The sequence below is a fragment of the Ruegeria sp. CH8 genome, assembly GCF_056536985.1.
This window is the reverse complement of the sequence record NZ_JBQFQR010000049.1, coordinates 1-17,321: the sequence shown is the minus strand read 5'-3', so window position 1 is coordinate 17,321 and position 17,321 is coordinate 1. Positions and strand designations below refer to the sequence as shown.

At 51.8% G+C, this 17,321-nt stretch carries 11 protein-coding genes and 3 pseudogenes; 8 read left to right on the top strand and 6 right to left on the bottom strand.

Translation table 11 applies throughout. From position 1 onward, the window contains the following. Nucleotides 1-215 precede the first annotated feature (215 nt). A complete protein-coding gene (locus ACR0ER_RS24980; protein WP_480771181.1) occupies nucleotides 216-1,235 on the bottom strand; it encodes a replication initiator protein A in 1,020 nt (339 codons plus the stop codon). 419 nt (nucleotides 1,236-1,654) lie between these two features. On the opposite strand from ACR0ER_RS24980, the gene ACR0ER_RS24975 reads away from it, so the two are divergent. Together ACR0ER_RS24975 and ACR0ER_RS24970 are read left to right on the top strand one after the other, a co-directional pair. Next, the gene (locus ACR0ER_RS24975) at nucleotides 1,655-3,043 is read left to right on the top strand and encodes an AAA family ATPase (protein ID WP_480771180.1); all 1,389 of its coding nucleotides are present in this window, start codon (nucleotides 1,655-1,657) and stop codon (nucleotides 3,041-3,043) included. A 45-nt stretch (nucleotides 3,044-3,088) separates the two neighbouring features. Continuing rightward, on the top strand, nucleotides 3,089-4,147 hold the full coding sequence (locus tag ACR0ER_RS24970) for a ParB/RepB/Spo0J family partition protein (RefSeq protein WP_480771179.1): 1,059 nt from the start codon (nucleotides 3,089-3,091) through the stop codon (nucleotides 4,145-4,147). A gap of 176 nt (nucleotides 4,148-4,323) precedes the next feature. On the opposite strand, the gene ACR0ER_RS24965 is transcribed toward ACR0ER_RS24970, so the two are convergent. Together ACR0ER_RS24965 and asnB are read right to left on the bottom strand one after the other, a co-directional pair. Continuing rightward, on the bottom strand, nucleotides 4,324-5,220 hold the full coding sequence (locus ACR0ER_RS24965; RefSeq protein ID WP_480771182.1) for a glycosyltransferase family 2 protein: 897 nt from the start codon (nucleotides 5,218-5,220) through the stop codon (nucleotides 4,324-4,326). A 9-nt stretch (nucleotides 5,221-5,229) separates the two neighbouring features. Further along, entirely contained in the window at nucleotides 5,230-7,101 is a 1,872-nt protein-coding gene (asnB, locus tag ACR0ER_RS24960; protein WP_480771178.1) for an asparagine synthase (glutamine-hydrolyzing), read from the bottom strand. 251 nt (nucleotides 7,102-7,352) lie between these two features. Between asnB and ACR0ER_RS24955 the strand changes: the two are divergent. The 5 genes and pseudogenes from ACR0ER_RS24955 to ACR0ER_RS24935 form a co-directional block, all read left to right on the top strand. Continuing rightward, nucleotides 7,353-7,526, top strand: a pseudogene (locus ACR0ER_RS24955) (transposase); the annotation flags it as partial. A 331-nt stretch (nucleotides 7,527-7,857) separates the two neighbouring features. Continuing rightward, a pseudogene (locus ACR0ER_RS24950) lies at nucleotides 7,858-7,980 on the top strand (transposase); the annotation flags it as partial. Nucleotides 7,981-8,920: 940 nt separating this feature from the next. Next, the gene (locus tag ACR0ER_RS24945; protein ID WP_480771177.1) at nucleotides 8,921-9,838 is read left to right on the top strand and encodes an ExeA family protein; all 918 of its coding nucleotides are present in this window, start codon (nucleotides 8,921-8,923) and stop codon (nucleotides 9,836-9,838) included. A 52-nt stretch (nucleotides 9,839-9,890) separates the two neighbouring features. Then, on the top strand, nucleotides 9,891-11,417 hold the full coding sequence (locus ACR0ER_RS24940) for a GumC family protein (RefSeq protein WP_480771176.1): 1,527 nt from the start codon (nucleotides 9,891-9,893) through the stop codon (nucleotides 11,415-11,417). 29 nt (nucleotides 11,418-11,446) lie between these two features. Then, on the top strand, nucleotides 11,447-12,289 hold the full coding sequence (locus ACR0ER_RS24935) for a tyrosine-protein kinase family protein (RefSeq protein WP_480771175.1): 843 nt from the start codon (nucleotides 11,447-11,449) through the stop codon (nucleotides 12,287-12,289). A gap of 79 nt (nucleotides 12,290-12,368) precedes the next feature. Here the strand turns inward: ACR0ER_RS24935 and ACR0ER_RS24930 are convergent, their stop codons facing one another. After that, on the bottom strand, nucleotides 12,369-13,223 hold the full coding sequence (locus ACR0ER_RS24930) for a methyltransferase domain-containing protein (RefSeq protein ID WP_480771174.1): 855 nt from the start codon (nucleotides 13,221-13,223) through the stop codon (nucleotides 12,369-12,371). Between the two features lie 401 nt (nucleotides 13,224-13,624). On the opposite strand from ACR0ER_RS24930, the gene ACR0ER_RS24925 reads away from it, so the two are divergent. Further along, a complete protein-coding gene (locus ACR0ER_RS24925) occupies nucleotides 13,625-15,181 on the top strand; it encodes a lipopolysaccharide biosynthesis protein (protein WP_480771173.1) in 1,557 nt (518 codons plus the stop codon). A 3-nt stretch (nucleotides 15,182-15,184) separates the two neighbouring features. On the opposite strand, the pseudogene ACR0ER_RS24920 reads toward ACR0ER_RS24925, so the two are convergent. Both ACR0ER_RS24920 and ACR0ER_RS24915 read right to left on the bottom strand, forming a co-directional pair. Continuing rightward, nucleotides 15,185-15,509 (bottom strand): annotated as a pseudogene (locus ACR0ER_RS24920) (hypothetical protein); the annotation flags it as partial. Between the two features lie 343 nt (nucleotides 15,510-15,852). After that, the coding region (locus ACR0ER_RS24915) for an Ig-like domain-containing protein (protein WP_480771172.1) at nucleotides 15,853-17,321 on the bottom strand (1,469 nt) is incomplete at its 5' end.

The window sequence follows — 17,321 nt, the reverse complement described above, 5'->3', positions numbered from 1 at the left end:
CGGGCTTATGAGCGCGATCTGCTCTACGTGACGGCATGGAAATCCGCACGGTTCGATCGGACGCTGGACTGGCCCGAGAGCGAGGCCACGGACTGTCGTATATTCTGAAAGCTCTTATTTAGCCTGATCCCGGAGTGTTTCCGACCGCAGGATCAAGCAGACATTTTCCATACATTCTAAAGCTGTCAGAAAAATCGAGACCTAACAGCAAATAGTCACCCCCCTGCCCGCTTGCGTACCCAGCCCAGAAAAGCCGCATCCGGCTTCCTTAACCGCGGCGCACCTGAGTGAATCCAAACCCCGCGCCATTCCGCTTCGAGTCCGTAGACGTCAACACCGGGCATGAGGCGTCGCGCTTCTTCCAGGGTCTCTGCATCCAGTATCGGCGGGGGTGCGTCCGGTTCGATCAGCCCTGCTCGCGGGGCAAACCGTATCAGGTCACCCGGATCCTCGCGCATTTCGTAATCAGGCAAGTGGTTCGCCTCGATCATATCACGGAGCATCTTGCGAAAAACACGACGCGGCGAGGCACTGCCTGACTTCTTCAAAAGCGTGTCCACCGAAACCGTCCAGCCAGGCTGGCGCCCGCAGTGTTTACGCGCCAACTCGTAGATCCTCCGTTCCAGCGGTTTACGCAGGCGAAAGTAATCACGCGACAACGTAAGCACCGATTTCGACAGCACCGCCCTATATAACCAATCGGACAGGGTCACCGCCACATTGACCATCCGGCCCCCGCGGGTTTTGCGCACAATCTCCCAGCTTTCGATCAAACCGAAACCCGTGGTGGTTTCTGCCTCTCCTGTGACGATATTGGTGGTGATGCGGGTACCCGCCAACCGTTCGAAAGCCTCGCGCAGCCGCCGGTAGGCATCACCGCTGGTCTCACGGTTAGTTGCCACCAGCAAATCATGCGCCTTCAACTGCAGCGTTCGACTGACCGTACGCCCGGCGTTGATCGCTGCCATAAGCTGGCTGATGCAGAAAATCAGGATGTCCTTGTCATGGATTGTCGCCAGCCCTTTGACCGACGGCGTCACCGTGATTTGCACACCGTTGTGCTGGTATTCCAGAATGCGTCGATCCGGACGGGTCGCCAGCGAGAACAGCGGATGTTCCATACTGGCGAGATCATCCTTGGGAATCGCATCGAAAACATCGCAGACGAAGAAATCGCCCTGCTGCCTGCGGTCCGGAAGAAGCCCCCCGACCGTATCTTTGACTGCCCTGCCCATGGCCCTCTTTCCTGCGGCTCTCTTTCGGAGCCTTCGTATCGAACCGCTATCCGACTCGTTTTTTCGTGGTTTTAGTGACGCCCACCCTAGAGTTATCCACATAACCGCACAACGGGGGTTCAGAGTCACCAGATCGGGGGTTCAGAGTCATTCTATCGGGGTTTCAGAGTCAGTGTCTAAGAATGAAAATAGATCAATAGATTGATATTAAATAATAATTTTCAGTAATCGGCGAGCCTATAACTATAAATAACACAAAAATAACTCTAAAAAAAACTCACAACATTCCACGATGCGTTATATTAGCACCACTATCCCCTTATTTTTCTGAGAAAAAATCGCTTTGTGCGCATTTATCTTCCATATGCCGTGTTTTTGGGTATCATGAAGAAAAGGCAATACATCGGGCGGTAATTACCATGGCTAAGGACGGAACTTCCCTTCCTCCCTATTTCAATATTGATCCGGATTCTGCACTTTCAGATCTGGACTTACCCACAAGTTCAGAGGGCTTCGAAGCTATTGCTCAGGCTTGCGCACAGGGTCGGGCAGATCTTGCGAGCCGGGGCCTGAACGATGAAGGCCATAAATCTTTACGCCTGTTTTCAACTTGGGAAATTACCCGCTATCTGATCCCTGTTGCTCAAGCGCATTTTCGCCGTGTCCTAAAGCAAAACCCTGACCTGCCCCAAGGACGATCTGAGACTGAAGGGGGCGCCAAGTGGTTCAGTCTGGAGGAGGTGTTGCGCCTTCGTGCTTTCTTCGGTGTGCAGGGTTCGAAGGCAAAGAACTACCTGCCTTACCGACCTGAGGGCCAGCCCGCCAAATTGGTTGCCGTAGCCAACTTCAAAGGCGGCGTAGGTAAGACATCCACTGCGGCGCATCTGGCGATGTCTGCTGCGCTTGATGGATACAAGGTACTTGTAGTCGACCTCGACAGTCAGGGATCAATGACTTCGATCTTCAGTGGTCGTGTCGAAGATGAATGGCAAACGTCCTTTCCTCTGTTAGCCCGTCACTACGGTGAATATCTGCGTATAGAAAATCAACGGCGCTTGGATCGCGGGGACCCGCCACAACCCCTCGACGACACACTGAGCGCGGCTTTGGAAATGACAGCGGAAGATGTCATCCAAAAAACCCACTGGCCCAATATCGATTTGATCGGAGCACAGCTGAACCTGTACTGGGCCGAGTTCCAGATCCCGGTCTGGCGCATGCAGGCAAGAGGATGGAAACTTTGGGACGCTCTTAGCGATCGATTAGCTGCAGATGGCGTGTTGGAGAACTATGACCTTGTTTTCATAGATACCCCCCCTGCTCTGGGCTATCTGACTATAAACGGCCTGTCGGCAGCCGATATTCTGTTGGTACCGCTTGGGGCATCCTTCCTGGAGTTCGACTCCACAGGGCGGTTCTTCGACATGCTGCATTCGACATTTGCTAGCATTGAAGATGGTGAGAATGTTGCAGCCCGCGCTTTAGGGCGACCTGAAATGGCATTCGAATGGGATGCCGTCCGCGCGGTCATCACACGATATGACGGAGCGCAGCAAGGGGAGCTTTCGGCCCTGATGCAGGCCTATCTGGGCAAGACGCTTTCTCCACACCGACAGGATTTTACCGCTTTGATTGGACAAGCCGGCGAACAGGTAAGCGGAATTTATGAAGCCGATTACCGCGATTTCAATCGTGAAACCTACGCGCGCGGTCGCGAAACATTCGACGCGACCTATGCTGCATTCAAACGGTTGTTGATCGGTGTATGGCGGCGGGACGAACTAGCAGCGCAACAGGCGGCAGAATAACGATACCGGGACAAAACACTGTAGGGCATGTGAGGAGAAGCAGAGATGGCAAAACGTAAGCGATTGACCCCGGCCCAACCGAGTTATCTAGGCGCGGTGCCCGAAACAAAATCTGCGCCATTAGGGGTCAGTGCGGCACCTATCGCACAGGTGGCCGGTGAAGCGTCGACCGTAGCTGCGCTAGAGGAAGTTACTCAGGTTCTACAAAGCGCCCGAAAGGAAGGGCGTATGATTGAGTTATTGCCTCTAGCGGCGATTGATGAACGTCACCTAGTGCGTGACCGTCTGGAACAAAACGAAGAAGAAATGGCTTCGTTGCTGGACAGCTTGCGTGCCAGAGGGCAGCAAATGCCCATTGAGGTTGTCACTTTGCCGGATGCAAAAGGACCTCGTACCCATGGCTTGATTTCGGGATGGCGACGTCTGACAGCGCTGCGCAGGCTGTATCAGGAAACCTCGGATCCCAAATTCGCACATGTGAAGGCGATGGTGATCACTCCGGACACATCTCAGGATGCTTATGTGGCGATGGTCGAGGAAAACGAGATCCGAGTGAACCTAAGCCACTATGAGCGCGCGCGCATCGCCGTGCGTGCGATGCGGGAAGGGGTTTACCCAACACAGAAAGCCGCACTGCAGGGGTTGTTCTGCAACGCAACACGGTCAAAACGATCGAAGATCGGTACATTCATCGCATTGGTCGAAGCCTTAGATACATCCCTCCATTTCCCGTCGGCAATCAGTGAGAAGCTCGGCTTGGCACTGGTTCGCGAAATGACCCGTGATTCAGGGTTTTCCGATGCACTGAAAACAAGACTTCAGAGCAATCCCCGGGACAGTGCTGAGGTCGAGATACAGCTCTTGTCATCGGTCTTGGACGAGAGACAGGCGCGGCGGTTGCCTTCAAACGATGCCCAAAAGCTTTCCCGCCCTCAGCCGCGCCAACCCGGTCCAGCTTCTGCACTAGGCGAACGAATCATAACCCATATTGCAGAAGACCTAGAAATGCGCTTCAGCCCTGACATGAAGTATATAGAACTGGTCGGCGACGCGGTTTCGGGGCAACTGGTTGAGGCATTGGAGAAATGGTTGCGGACGCAATAATGACGATCCAAATGTTTCGCGCGCGAAACATTCACTGTTTGCGATTCAGCTGTAATAGAGTCAGTTTTGCCCTACTTTCTATTGCTGTTGTGCCTGATGGAATGCTGGTTGTGGAGACGATCTCCGGCATTTCAATTTTGCTATATGAAAGTGCCAAAGCCTTGCGTTCGCATGGCTTACCTCGTCCAATCACCTTCGGCATGCAAGGAATTTGGGGTGAGCATTACCTGCAGCATTTTGCGCGCACGATAAAGGCGGATTCTGCTCAGACACAAAAATGCCAGCCCTCTTTCGCGTGCCCCCACAACACGTTTTGAAAGCAACAATGTTCCAAGTTCTCCCACTGGAGAGCCGGCAACGGCGGCAGCTCGGATTAACCAGCGGAGCTTTCCAAGAGGCCTCTTGGAATAGTCCGAATAGTCATGGGTAATATGCCGGTCCCATTTACTGGCCAGTTCTGGAAAAGACTTGCGCGCAGGGTGATAGACAATCATGTCGTCGACATAAATTGTTTCGTAGCCGAGCGCACGCGCACGAAGACCCCAATCCCGATCTTCAGCAACACCCAGCCCTGCAAACGATCCGACCTTTTTAAATACATCCGCGCGCATCGCTAGATTGCCGGTGCCGGAAAACCCTTCGGCGATATGTTGGTTGTTTCGATAGGAGTAGATGCTTTCATACGGCTCTAGAAAGGTGGGACGTCTAGGTGTGGCGTACTTTACCTGAACATCTCCACCAATAATCTGAGTAGTTGGTGTCTCAAACGCTGTTTCTATAGCAGATAACCAGTTGTCGTTGGCATGACAGTCCGCGTCGATGAATGCGAGAAGGTCCCCACGCGCCTGTATCACGCCAAGGTTACGGGCTGGTCCGGGACCCGGGATGTCTTCTAGGAAAAGTTGTACATCGGGAAAAGCCTTGCAAATTTCTTCCGGAAATTTCTTGGAAGCATTATCAACGACAATGATCTCTACATCTGACTTGTAACTGGTTTGATTGTATAAAGTATCTAGGCACAGGCGCAGATACTCCGGCTGATTGAAATGCGGTATTATGACGGAAATCAACATCGGCACCTTTCAAAAAAACTCCTGCAAGAAGGTTTCAAGCGCATAGACCGCCCAAAGAGTTTTTGCGTGATCGGACTTTCCGGTCCGATGTTCTTCAGCGAGAGCGAGTATCAGTGATTTGTCCAGGAAGTTGGAAGCTACGCTGCGGGAAGAAGAAATAAGATCTGTAAGTTGATGATTAAGTTCTCCGCGGAACCAAGCGCCGACAGGCATTCGAAAGCCAATCTTACGACGATTAAGTACGGTTTCCGGAACTCGAGATTGCATAGCTGTTCGCAGTATGCGTTTCGTTACGCGGCCTTGAATGCGCCAGTTCTCGGGCAAAGAAGTTGCAAATTCAGCGAGACGTATATCCATGAATGGTGCGCGACCTTCAATTGAAGCTGCCATGGTCATGGAATCCATCCGCTCCAGAAGGTTGTCAGGTAGCCATGAAGTTTGGTCGAACTGCAACATCCGACGAAGGGGGGATGCCCCTTGTGCCGCGTTGAATGGTATTCGATCCCTCTGCCGGGCACTTTCTGGACCTTGCCACAGGTTACTACGTTCTGCAGTAGACATTATTCCGAACCAGCGTATCATTCGGTCTTCAAAACAGGGTTCTTTAAGTGCGCGAGCTGCGATGCGTACGCGTGTGGTTCGTGAAGGAACGATGGACGTGGCTGCGAGAATGGCTCTGGATGCAAGTGGCCAAAGAGGAGTGGGAAGGAAGCGGCTCAGTTGTGTTTCAGCAAAATGTTTTGGATAGCCGCCAAACAACTCATCTGATCCCTCTCCGGATAGGACAACCTTGACTTGTTTGGCCGCTTCCAAAGACATCATATACAACGGAAAATCAGCGGTGTCTGCCATTGGAGCGCCGCGGTGCCGACTAAGTTCGGGCAGTCTTGTCGTGATTTGATCCGTTTTTAGTACGACAGGAGTGTGAATTGTCCCGATTAGTCGGGCTGTTTCCTCGGCATCTATAAGTTCTGTATTTTGATCTCCTTCAAAACCAACAGAGAAAGTTCTGATTTCGGGCGTTCCCAAATGCGCAAGTGTAGACACAATGGAAGACGAGTCTAGGCCGCTGGACAGAAATGCTCCGACCGGAACATCGGAACGCAGCCGCAGCCGGACAGCCTCGTCGAAAACACTTAGAAACTCTTCGACCGGGTTTTCGGGGCTGGGGAAGGCGCGAACTCCACGCTCTTCAGGAGGAAGCCAGTAGCGGCTTTCTTGTATGCGCCCGTCCTTCCATGAAAGCACACTGCCCGGACGCAGTTTTTGCAGCCCTTGAAAGAAAGTGTTGGGTGCAGAAACATAGCGCTGGCATAGATACTCGTAGATTGAATCGACATCGAGTACCGATTTAAATCGGGGATGACATCTCAGGCTGGAAATTTCGGACGCAAAAAGCAGGCCTTCTCCGTGCGTAATCGGAAGGCGATAAATATAGAGAGGTTTCTTTCCGAAGGGGTCTCGCGCCAGCACTACGGAACGGTCCGCCCGATCATAGAGCGCAAAAGCGAACATACCCCGAAACCGCAACAGGCTTTCAGTTCCCCAAATACGCCAGGCTTCGAGAATGACTTCCGTGTCGGAACTGGTTTGGAAGACAGCACCCTTCTCACGGAGTTCAGCCTGCAATTCTAAATAGTTATAGATCTCGCCATTGAAGATGATGGTGAACCGCCCGTCATGGCTGTTCATGGGTTGATCACCGCCGGACAGGTCGATGATTGACAACCGGCGATGACCAAATGCCGCGATATTTCCGTTATTCAAAGCCAGAAAGGCAGTTCCTTCGCCGTTAGGCCCCCGATGCGCGATTGCATCTGTCATATTTTGTAGAATGTTCTCGTCAGCAGGGTCACCTATCCACCCGGCAATGCCACACATATCCTGCGTCCTCGTTAATGCAAAAAATAAGCTCTTACTGGCTATGTGTAGGTTAAACGATACTTTGTAGGAAGAGGCCAATAGGGTTTTTCCCGTCGCGCCTATGTGGCATCATGGCCATTCACGTGAACCGCCTCTTATTTGATTACGTTGCGAACTAGAATGGCTTTATGCCTAGGTTCTGGGCCCGTTAAATTTGTTGCCGCCATCTCGGTTACATAGTCCAAGCACCTGAGTTTCAGAGGTGTATCATGAGCAATTTATTCTGGCTGACTGACGAACAGATGGAACGTCTCCGGCCTTACCTTCCGAAGAGCCTTGGCAGGCCACGGGTCGATGACAAGAGAGTGCTGAGCGGGATTATCTTCATTCACCGCAATGGTTTGCGCTGGTCCGATGCGCCAAAGAAGTACAGCCCCCCAAGACATGGTGTGATTGCGGCGGTCGCTCTCCGGGGCGAACGAGGTCCGGTATGTTGACCTCATGGATAAAAGCCGTGAGGAGGACGACCTATGGAACACTATGCGGGCCTGGATGTTTCGCTGAAAGAGATTTCGATCAGTGTTGCAGAAAGGACTTAACCTCCGGTTCGTGCCGTGTCTGGCGGGCCGCGATCAACTGGCGGCAGCGGGCGAGACCGGCCCGGTTCTAAGGGCCATAGCCGATGCCTTCATCGCTGCCCATGCCAAGCTGTGCCAAGTAGCGGACGATTTGGGCAATGCGGTGAAGAAAACGGCCAAGGTCCATCTTGTCGCGTGCCGCCTGATGACAATCCCCGGTGTTGGTCCGGTCAATGCGCTCAGCTTCATAGCCCCGGTTGATGATCCCAGTCGGTTCAGCCGGGCGTCGGATGTGGGTGCTTTTCTTGGGCTGACGCCGATCGTCGTAGACTTCGATCAAGCACGCCAATGAGATGGGCACATCGGAATTACATCGAACCAGCATCATGTTGGCAGCCACCGCGCTGACCACGAACCGAGGCATGTACCCGAAGGATCTCATCCGTAGGCCGTAACAGAAAGCAGGGCGGACACGAACAAGGAAAAACTACACCGTTTTGGCGGATCAATTATTCTGCGCAAAACAGCATGACCGGGACGGCCCCGTTACCGAAGTCCGGAGCCCAGAGTGTTGAGGAAGCCGAAGCCACACTTCGCTTGATCTTGACGATGACGTGTTGTGAAACTGAGTGAATCCAAGGAAAGCACATCCTGATCGGGGAGATATTCTTCGAAGGATTAGGGAAATTATAGCCGCTGCAATCACTGTCATTTCGATGTCAGACAAGTAGCGTTGCAAGTTTACACAACCACAGCTTCATGGCTACGTTGAATAGGAAGCCAAGTGGCTAAATCGGAACCCTGCTGCATCTGCAAAGACTTTTTTGATGCGCCTCCAGAGGGATGTTACAGTACCTTTGGCTATTTAGAGAAGTTTGGATCAAGAGCATTGGCCCAAGAGAGTCGCAAGAATTCCACAGCATGGCACCTGTATTTCTTTCGTTTTGTTTTGTAAGTGGAAACAAAGATGTAAATTTAAGGGCATTTTATAGCTCACAGTCAATCACACTCTGACTGTCAAATGGCCCCCATGGCTGTGCTGAACTGCAAAAAGAGATCAAAGATAGTATATTAGGGTGGTACTCAGATATCGAGATTTGGATCAAGGGGTAGGCGGAAGGACTTGAGGCCGCTACAATCATGGGATGATTGAGCCCTTTTGGTTTCGAAAAAGTGGCCCAATCGTGTGGGTTTTGTTGTTGGTGAGCGCGAGATTGCGCAACCGGGTTGAGTGTAGGTTTTTAGAAGTTGTCGGTCGCATGAATTCCAACGATCTATACGTTGAACATTTCGGACTGACCGAGCGGCCGTTCACGCTGCTGCCGGACCCCGACTTCCTGTTCTGGTCCGAACCTCACAAACGCGCATTCATGGTGCTGGAATTCGGTATTATGTCCCGAGCTCCCATCACTTTGATCACGGGCGAGATCGGGGCAGGTAAGACGACACTCATCCAGAAGCTGCTCGGCCAGTTGGACGAAGATATCAAGCCCGGCCTGATTTCGAACGCCCATCGTGGCCGTGGGGAGATGCTGCAATGGGTTCTGAATGCGCTGGATGTCGAGGCCAATCCGCGTGCTCCATACGTGCAATTATTCCAGAAATTGCAGGATTTCTTAGTCGCGGAATATGCAGCTGGTCGGCACGTGGTACTAATTTTTGATGAGGCACAAAACCTGTCACGCGAAGGCCTGGAAGAGTTGCGGATGCTGACCAACATCAATTCCAACAAAGACGTGCTGGTTCAGCTGATCCTGGTTGGCCAGCCCGAGTTGCGTGACATGGTTCTGGACCCGAACATGCGCCAACTGGCCCAGAGAGTTGCGGCCAGCTTTCATTTGCCCCGCATGGATCGTGACACGGTCAAAGGCTATATCGCGCACCGACTCAAGATGGTTGGTGGAACCGGAGAAGAATTCTCTGACGCCGCCAGCGCACTGATCTTTCAAGCGACCGCAGGCATTCCGCGGCTTGTTAATCAACTGTGCGAGTTCGCCCTGCTCTATACTTGGAGCGACGACAGTAAGCTAGTGTCGGAAAGTATTGTGCAAAACGTTTTGGACGATGGCGTGTTCTTTGGCGCGGAGTCCTTGCCAGAAGAAGACAAGTCAGAGAAGTTTCAGGTACTGTCTCTTAGGCCGGAAGAACGTATACCGCCGGAAGAAAAGGCAGGATGACGATGTCGGAGCGCAATCAGATGCTGGCTGAAGTCAAACAGGAAAGCTGAACGTGGATATCCGGTACTATTGGTCAATCTTTTCAAGGCGTTTGCCGTACTTTTTGATTGTTGCGACGGTCATCAGCGTGGCGTCAATCATCATCGCGTACTCGCTGCCGCCCGCCTATGTGTCGGAAACGAAGCTGATCGTCGAAGCGCCGCGAATTCCGGCCGATCTGGCAGCTTCCACGGTACGCACACCCGCGCAACAGCAGTTAGAAATTCTCGAGCAAAGGTTGTTGACCCGCGCGAATCTGCTTGAAATAGCCCGTCGCCAAAAGGTCTTTCCCAATATTTCCGAGATGACGCCGGACAGAATCGTGGCAGCGATGAGGGCGCGGACCATAGTACGTGCAAGCAGCCGCCGGGATGCGGTGCCGCTGATGCTGATTAGCTTCGAGGCGCGCGCCGGGGCGATTGCGGCTGGGGTTCTCAACGACTACCTCACTCTGATCCAGCAAGAAGATGTTGAGTCCCGTACCGGACGCGCAGCGCAAACGCTGGAATTTTTTGAACAGGAAGTGGCGCGGTTGAGCGAAGAATTGGCCACGCGCAACGCTCGCCTTCTAGCCTATAAGACTGAAAATGCCGATGCGCTGCCGGAAAGCCTTGACTACAAGCTCAGCCAGCAAACGCTTCTGCAGGAGCGTTTAGCGCTTTTGGAGCGGGAAATCACCGGCTTGGAAGATCAACGGCAGAATCTAATCCTAATTTTTGAGACTACCGGGCAGGTGAATGGTTACCAAGCGACGCAGCAGTCGCCTGAAAGCCTCCAACTTGAAGAGCTACGCCGCCAGCTTAGTGATGCTCTGGTTATCTATTCCGAGGAAAACCCGCGCGTGAAGGTTCTGAGAGCACGTATCACCGAACTCGAGAGAACTGTACAACCGCAGTCGGAAACCCATGGCGATTCTACCGGCAATGCGTTGTTGGATGTACAGTTGGCGGAAATCGCGACGCGCACCGATGTGCTCAAGAAGCAGCATAAGTCCACTGAAGAGCGGTTAGAAAGGGTGACCGAAACGATCAACCGGACGCCTGCCACCTCGATCCGGATTGAGGAATTGACCCAAGACCGGGACAACATCCAGCTGCAATACAATCTGGCCGTGGATCGACTGTCACAGGCCAGTACCGGCGAACGAATTGAGGTGACTGCCCAGGGGCAACGCGTATCTGTGATCGAACCGCCGGTTGTACCGAACCGACCCTCCAAGCCCAACCGGACCATGATTGCGGGCGGTGGGTGTCTTTTTGGTATTATGTCCGGTCTCGGACTGGTTGTGTTGTTGGAATTGCTCAATCGTTCGGTCCGGCGGCCTGAAGATCTGGTCGCGCGTTTAGGTATCACGCCGCTGGTGACTATCCCCTATATTTCGACTCCGGGAGAGATCTGGCGTCGGCGGGGTTTCAAGTTAATGCGACTTTCAGTCATTATTGTTAGTGTTTCTGCAGGTGTTTACGCGGTACACACCTATTATCAACCACTGGACCTGGTCGCCGAGCGGGTCATGGACAAGATCGGCACGCGCTGGTGAACGGTTGTGATTGGGAAGGGTAGTGACGGATGGAAAAACTGCAGGTTGCCATAGAAAAAGCCCGAACGCAGAGGCGGGAAGTCAGTCGGACGCAACAACAACCACCGATTGAGCCGGTGAAGCCCCTTGAGAAGCAGGCGAGCAGGACACTGAGTGAGCGTTGGGAAGGATTGACACCGATTACGGTTCCACCGCAGGCGATTAGTCGAAACCGTTTGGTTGCGAGCACCGGCGGAACGAAGGTGGGGCCGTTTGACATGCTGCGCACCCGTGTACTGCAGCAGGTTCGGACTAATGGTTGGAAGCGGGTCGCGCTGGTTTCGCCTCATAGAGCTTGTGGCAAGAGCACTGCGGCTGCCAATCTTGCCTTCAACTTTGGCCGTCAGTCTGATCTGCGAGCTATGGTTCTGGACCTCGATCTACGCCGCTGTGGGCTGGGCAAGATTCTCGAGCAGAACTGTCAGTATTCAATGGGTGATGTGCTGGAGGGAACAGTGCCCTTTTCCGAACATGGCCGTCGTCTTGGTTCCAACGTGGCGCTCGGTTTTAACGGACAAACAGTCAGAAACGCTGCAGAGATTCTGCAGAGCGGTAAAGCCGCCGAGATTTTGACGGAAATTGAGACTGATTTCGATCCAGACATTGTTCTCTTCGACATGCCGCCCTTGATGGAGGTCGATGACAGTTTTGGCTTTCTCCGGAATACCGATTGTGCCTTGTTGCTGGCGGAGGCGGAGCGGACCACGATAGATCAGATCGACGTGGCCGAGCGCCAGCTAGCAGAGTTGACGAATGTAATGGGGATAGTGCTAAATAAATGCTCTTACACAGAAGGTGCCTACGGGTATGGATACGATTACGACTTGAAGTAGGTAGTTGGTAAAACTCATTCTAGGTGTTCGTCGGTGCCGCTTGAGCAATGTATTAATCCACCAGAAAATTGGGCGCGGACTAAGCCAATCTTTTTTGTAGAATAGCAAGCTTGACGCTTTGCCAATTTATGCTTTCAGCTCCTGATAGCCCCTGCGCAAGTCGACGTGCGGAGAAAAGCCAAAAATGCGGGCTGATCAGTCTCTTTAGTGTACCGGTCCCACGCCAACCCTGACGATGTACCGCTGGCAAGCCACTTCGAAGATTAAAGCTGTCACATGATGCGTTTAGGGTGCTTTCCTCAAAGAGCCAAACTCCTGCAATTTCCTGTTCTAGGATTTGTGCTTCTTCTTCTGTGATCGCAGCTGATGTTGGGCAGCGGCCGTTGACAAGTAAATCGGACAGCATTTTTGAAGTTAAGGGCACATTGGGAAGTTTGTTTTCTATTTCCTTTGGCTGCCAACTCAGATCCTCAATGATGTACAACCCTCCGGGTTTGACGGCTTTGATCAGTGTCGCAAGGGCGAGCTGTTGATGATAAGATGCGTGAGAGGCGTCATCAAGAATGACATCGAAACTCTGCTCAAGGGCCAGTAGTTGCTCCAGATCAGAGCGTTGTCCGGAGTCTCCCCGCACGAAGGTGAAATTATCGTTCTGGATCGTCGAAAAATCTGAGATGTCAAACCCAACCACCTTTGGGCTTTCGAAGTGCTGTAACCAAATATTGACGCTTGGAGAGGAAGTAACTTTTCGGTTTATGTCGCCACCGAGCTCTGGGCCACCAATAGCTAACCCCATCTCAAGAATGTCGACCCGGGGGAGCATGCGTAACGGTGCAAACAGAGTATCATATACGAGAGAATATCCATGGGCGGCACCAACCTGGGTTCCTTTATCGCTTCCTTCGGAATTGGCTAGAGTAGTGAAACTGGACATATGAACTAGTAACCTTTGCAACAAAATTTCTATTTACTCGAAAACGGTAACAGTAGGGCATGCCTACGGGCCCAAAACGACTTCTATATTTTTGAGCGTGTTGGAACTACAATGCAATACACCATTGTTTTTTTGGGGGTGACCACACGTTATTTTAGACAGCCCTGCGATTGTTGAAGCATTCTTAGGCAACAAAATCTCACCACGTTCTAAAAGAAATTTCCGATCTAGTACATCAAAGGGAAGTATCAACTACTTTCGCCTTTGAGTAGTAGAAGCGGTTGCAGTCTCACGCTTCTTCCTTGGAAATCGAGTACAAGTTCTTATCCAATAGATGACTAACTTAAATCATATTTTTTTGCTACCCGAGCTCAATAAACCGCGCTGGCAGGACACATGCGATGACTATTGACTCGCACTCTAACAGGTTTCGTTTTTCTAAGCGGATCGTATTGATCAATTCAGTAAGTTCGATAGTGACCCGGCTCGTTAATGCGACCGTTCTTCTATGGGTATTCCAATATCTTATCAAACGAATCCCAGCAGAAGAATTTGCCGTCTACCCTGTCGTGTCGGCTGCAATGGTAGCTGCACCTCTGTTTTTCCTTTTGTTCAGTGGCGGGATTAGCCGCTACATGGTGGAGGCGCATGTGCAAGGGAAGCACGAAGACGTCACTAGGATTGTATCGACGATCCTACCACTCATTGTCCTAGCAGCATTATGCTTCCTCGGTATTGGCTTGAGTTTTGCATTTAATGCAGGAAGGGTTCTCAATATTCCCGAAGAGATGAACGGTGAAGCGCGGCTAATGCTCTCCCTACTTGTGACAAGTTACGCGGTGCGCATGATTTTTGTGCCATTCGAGGCAGGTTTCCATGTTCGGCAGCGTTTTCTGGAATTGAACCTCTTTACTATCATGCAGGAACTTTTGAAGATATCCTTGCTTTTGTTTCTACTTTTTGGATTTGGTCCCAGAGTCCTTTGGGTCGTCGTTGCAACAGTTGTTGCTGAACTGACCGTAACTTTGGCGATGGCCCTTCGTGCAACGTTTCTATTGCCGTCGCTTCGGGTGCGTCTTTCAATGTTCGACGCCAGCCGAGCTAAAATACTGATGTCATTTGGTGTCTGGACTATGCTGGGCCATCTCAGCGCGATGATGCAGACTGATGCTGCGGTCATAATACTGAACTTGTACGCGACCGGGGTTGATGTCACTAAATTCTATGTTGGTAGTTCGCTTTATGTCCAGCTTAACCGGACTATGTGGCAAGCGATGAGCCCGCTTCAGCCGGTACTAACTGCTTTGCATTCATTAGATGATCAAAAGCGATTGGCAAATGCAAGCATGCGTGGTGGGCGCTATGCTTGTTGGATGGGTTTCGCTGTAGCAGTGCCTCTGGCAATTTACGCTCGCGAATTCACAATACTCTACGTTGGTGAGGAGTATCTGTCGGCCAAATGGGTTATTCAGTTGTTAATGGTGCTTTTGATTTTCGTGCGTCCCACTGCCTTTATGGGAATGGTTGCGAATGCCAAGGCTCGGGTACGTGAATATCATCTCGCTACCTTCCTAACATTATTGGTGGCCGTGGTTGGCATGATTTGGATGGCCCGATCTGGGTATGGGGCGGTTGGTGTTGCACTGGCGCTTACCGGAATTATCTTTTTGAGCTATGTTTTGTTTTTTTGGCGTTTCTTCCTAAAGCTAATTGGTGTCAATGCTGGTGAATTTGTGCGTCAGGTCGTGGTGCCAGGCTCTCTTCCTGCCGTGGTTGGAGGAGGTATTTGGTTGGCTCTAAGAGAGATGGTTGTGATAGATAGTTGGGGTATGCTGTTCCTATGCTCAATTGTTGGTGGGGTGGTGTATTTAGGCGTATTGTTTGGTACTTGCCTGACTCCAGACGATAAAGCTGACTTACGTAAGGTAGTGGACCGCTTCGGGCCCCAGCCTCATTGAATTTCAAAGCGAAAAGAAGACAACTGCTGCCAAGGCGATGGCTGGCAGCAGCACTTTTTTATAGCCATCGTAGCGCGTTGCGACACGTCTCCAGTCCTTCAACCGGTCATGGTCGCAATTCGGTTGCGTCGCTTGTACCTGCAATTGTCGCAGCGGATGAGCTTTAAGGTCGGTCGCGTCAATCATGATTGCCATATGATCAGATTGTGCGGCAGCAGATCCTTCCATGATCCGAGCGAAGACACTATTGCCGCTTCCAACGATTGTAGAGTGTTTTGGGGGCGCTGTACTTCTTTGGCGCATCGGACCATTGCAAATCAATACGATTATCCAGACCATACTAACTGACAACAGTTTCCAACTCGCCGAACTGCGTCAAAACAGGAAGACAAGCTATTCTAGGCCGATGCGCTTTGACATGATCTGCGACGCAAACGGTACCGCACGGTGTCCAGCAAAACCGAACCATCTGTAAACAAATGGTCCAGCAAAGGAGCGGAACAATTCCGCGACAGGTCCAACCAGATGAACCAGACCCTCTTTTAGGCTGTACGGTCATCTGTCCCAAAAACTCTGACGGCGGACACAAAAAAACCTGCCAAAGTTTGACCTTCAAAGCCAGGTAGCTTCATTGTGAACTCGATGAGACATCAGATGTCCGGGTTAATTACCTAGACTGTCATAAGCTCTTCAGTCCAAACAAAATAATCTTCAGAAAGATCAAGCCCGTACACATTGGCGACGACTCCGATCAATTCATTTGGTCCTGTGGCGTTGTGTAACCAAATTTCGGTGCCATTGGCGACTCCAGTGGTGTCTTCAGTCAGAACGTAGTCTGAGGATGTGCCAGCAAGTTGGATCTGGTCGTACCCGGTGACAAAGTCCCATGCATAGCCGAAGTCGTCGATACCTTCCGTGATGCTGTCGCCGTCGTCGTAGTAACTGCCGTTGGTGTCGCCAAAGATAAAGACATCCGCGGCTTCACCTCCAACCAGAACATCGCGCTCTCCCAAGCCTGGCAATACCGCATTGGGATCCACGCCTACGAGTAAGTCCACACCATCGGTGCCCATGATGATGTCATCACCCTCGATCTCGGCAAACGTAATGTCGTGGAACGTGATATCCCAATGATGCGCAATCAGCGCAAAGGATCCATTCAGAGGTTCCGTCATCACATCAGTCCCTTCCAGAAGCCATTCCACAGGCTCGCTGCTGCCTTCTTCCCAAATCTTGAAGCGATAAGTCCTGTTGATCAGGTCGGTTTGTTCCACCCGGACTGTGACGTTGTATGTGATGCCTTCTGTGAAACTGAAAGGCGCTTGGTCGAGGTGCGGATAATTCCAGTCGGGATAGTCGTGCAGAATGAATTCGCCCTGTCTGGTATTATAAAATGGTGAAATGATGGGGTTGTACCCGGAAAGCGGTTGCCAATTCGGAATCGGGTCATTGGTATGACCGCTCCAGAGCATGCCAAACCCGAGGCCGGCACCATCTCGGAGAGTACCCCCGTTCATTTCATTGACTGTCAGGGACAAGTTGGCTTCATAGTTGTCCCAGGACTGATCTCCAAATGCCAGAATACGATCATAGCCAGGTTGCGCAGTTCGAACGCCGTCTGCGGTGACCGTCCAGTGCCCGTCTACCACTTGGGTCACATCCTGGAGATTTGTGACACTTGACCAGTCCACCACATAGTCAGCGGCCCAGATTGTGCCGTCCTCATATTCGATTGTGACGTCCCGGGTATGGACGTCTCCGTTTGAATAAGTTGCCGTTATAGTCACGACATCATCAACGTCGGATCCGTCCAGCACAGCAAAGTCGAGGTCGATGTTGAAATCCCCGTCTTCTTCAAGCCGACGGGTATCAGGCCCGATAGAAAGTATCTGTTGCGGGCCGCCGTTCAGTGAGTAGCTCAGCGAAACCAAGCCCGTAGCATAAGCGTTGCCCAGAATGTTTACCCACTGCTGCGATGCGCCCGGTGTACCAAATGTCTGAGTGTCTCCATACCAGACATCAATTGGGTCGCGCACCTCGATATTGGCAGTTGCGGTGTCTGTATTGGTTCCGTCTGTGATGGTGTAGGTGAAGCTGTCGGTTCCCTCGTAGCCCGCATTGGGTGTGTATGTGAGGGTGC

Bases quoted from the DNA above. Each gene is read 5' to 3' on its own strand.
- ACR0ER_RS24980 (WP_480771181.1), bottom strand. From the start codon at position 1,235: ATGGGCAGGGCAGTCAAAGATACGGTCGGGGGGCTTCTTCCGGACCGC.
- ACR0ER_RS24975 (WP_480771180.1), top strand. From the start codon at position 1,655: ATGGCTAAGGACGGAACTTCCCTTCCTCCCTATTTCAATATTGATCCG.
- ACR0ER_RS24970 (WP_480771179.1), top strand. From the start codon at position 3,089: ATGGCAAAACGTAAGCGATTGACCCCGGCCCAACCGAGTTATCTAGGC.
- ACR0ER_RS24965 (WP_480771182.1), bottom strand. From the start codon at position 5,220: ATGTTGATTTCCGTCATAATACCGCATTTCAATCAGCCGGAGTATCTG.
- asnB (WP_480771178.1), bottom strand. From the start codon at position 7,101: ATGTGTGGCATTGCCGGGTGGATAGGTGACCCTGCTGACGAGAACATT.
- ACR0ER_RS24945 (WP_480771177.1), top strand. From the start codon at position 8,921: ATGAATTCCAACGATCTATACGTTGAACATTTCGGACTGACCGAGCGG.
- ACR0ER_RS24935 (WP_480771175.1), top strand. From the start codon at position 11,447: ATGGAAAAACTGCAGGTTGCCATAGAAAAAGCCCGAACGCAGAGGCGG.
- ACR0ER_RS24930 (WP_480771174.1), bottom strand. From the start codon at position 13,223: ATGTCCAGTTTCACTACTCTAGCCAATTCCGAAGGAAGCGATAAAGGA.
- ACR0ER_RS24925 (WP_480771173.1), top strand. From the start codon at position 13,625: ATGACTATTGACTCGCACTCTAACAGGTTTCGTTTTTCTAAGCGGATC.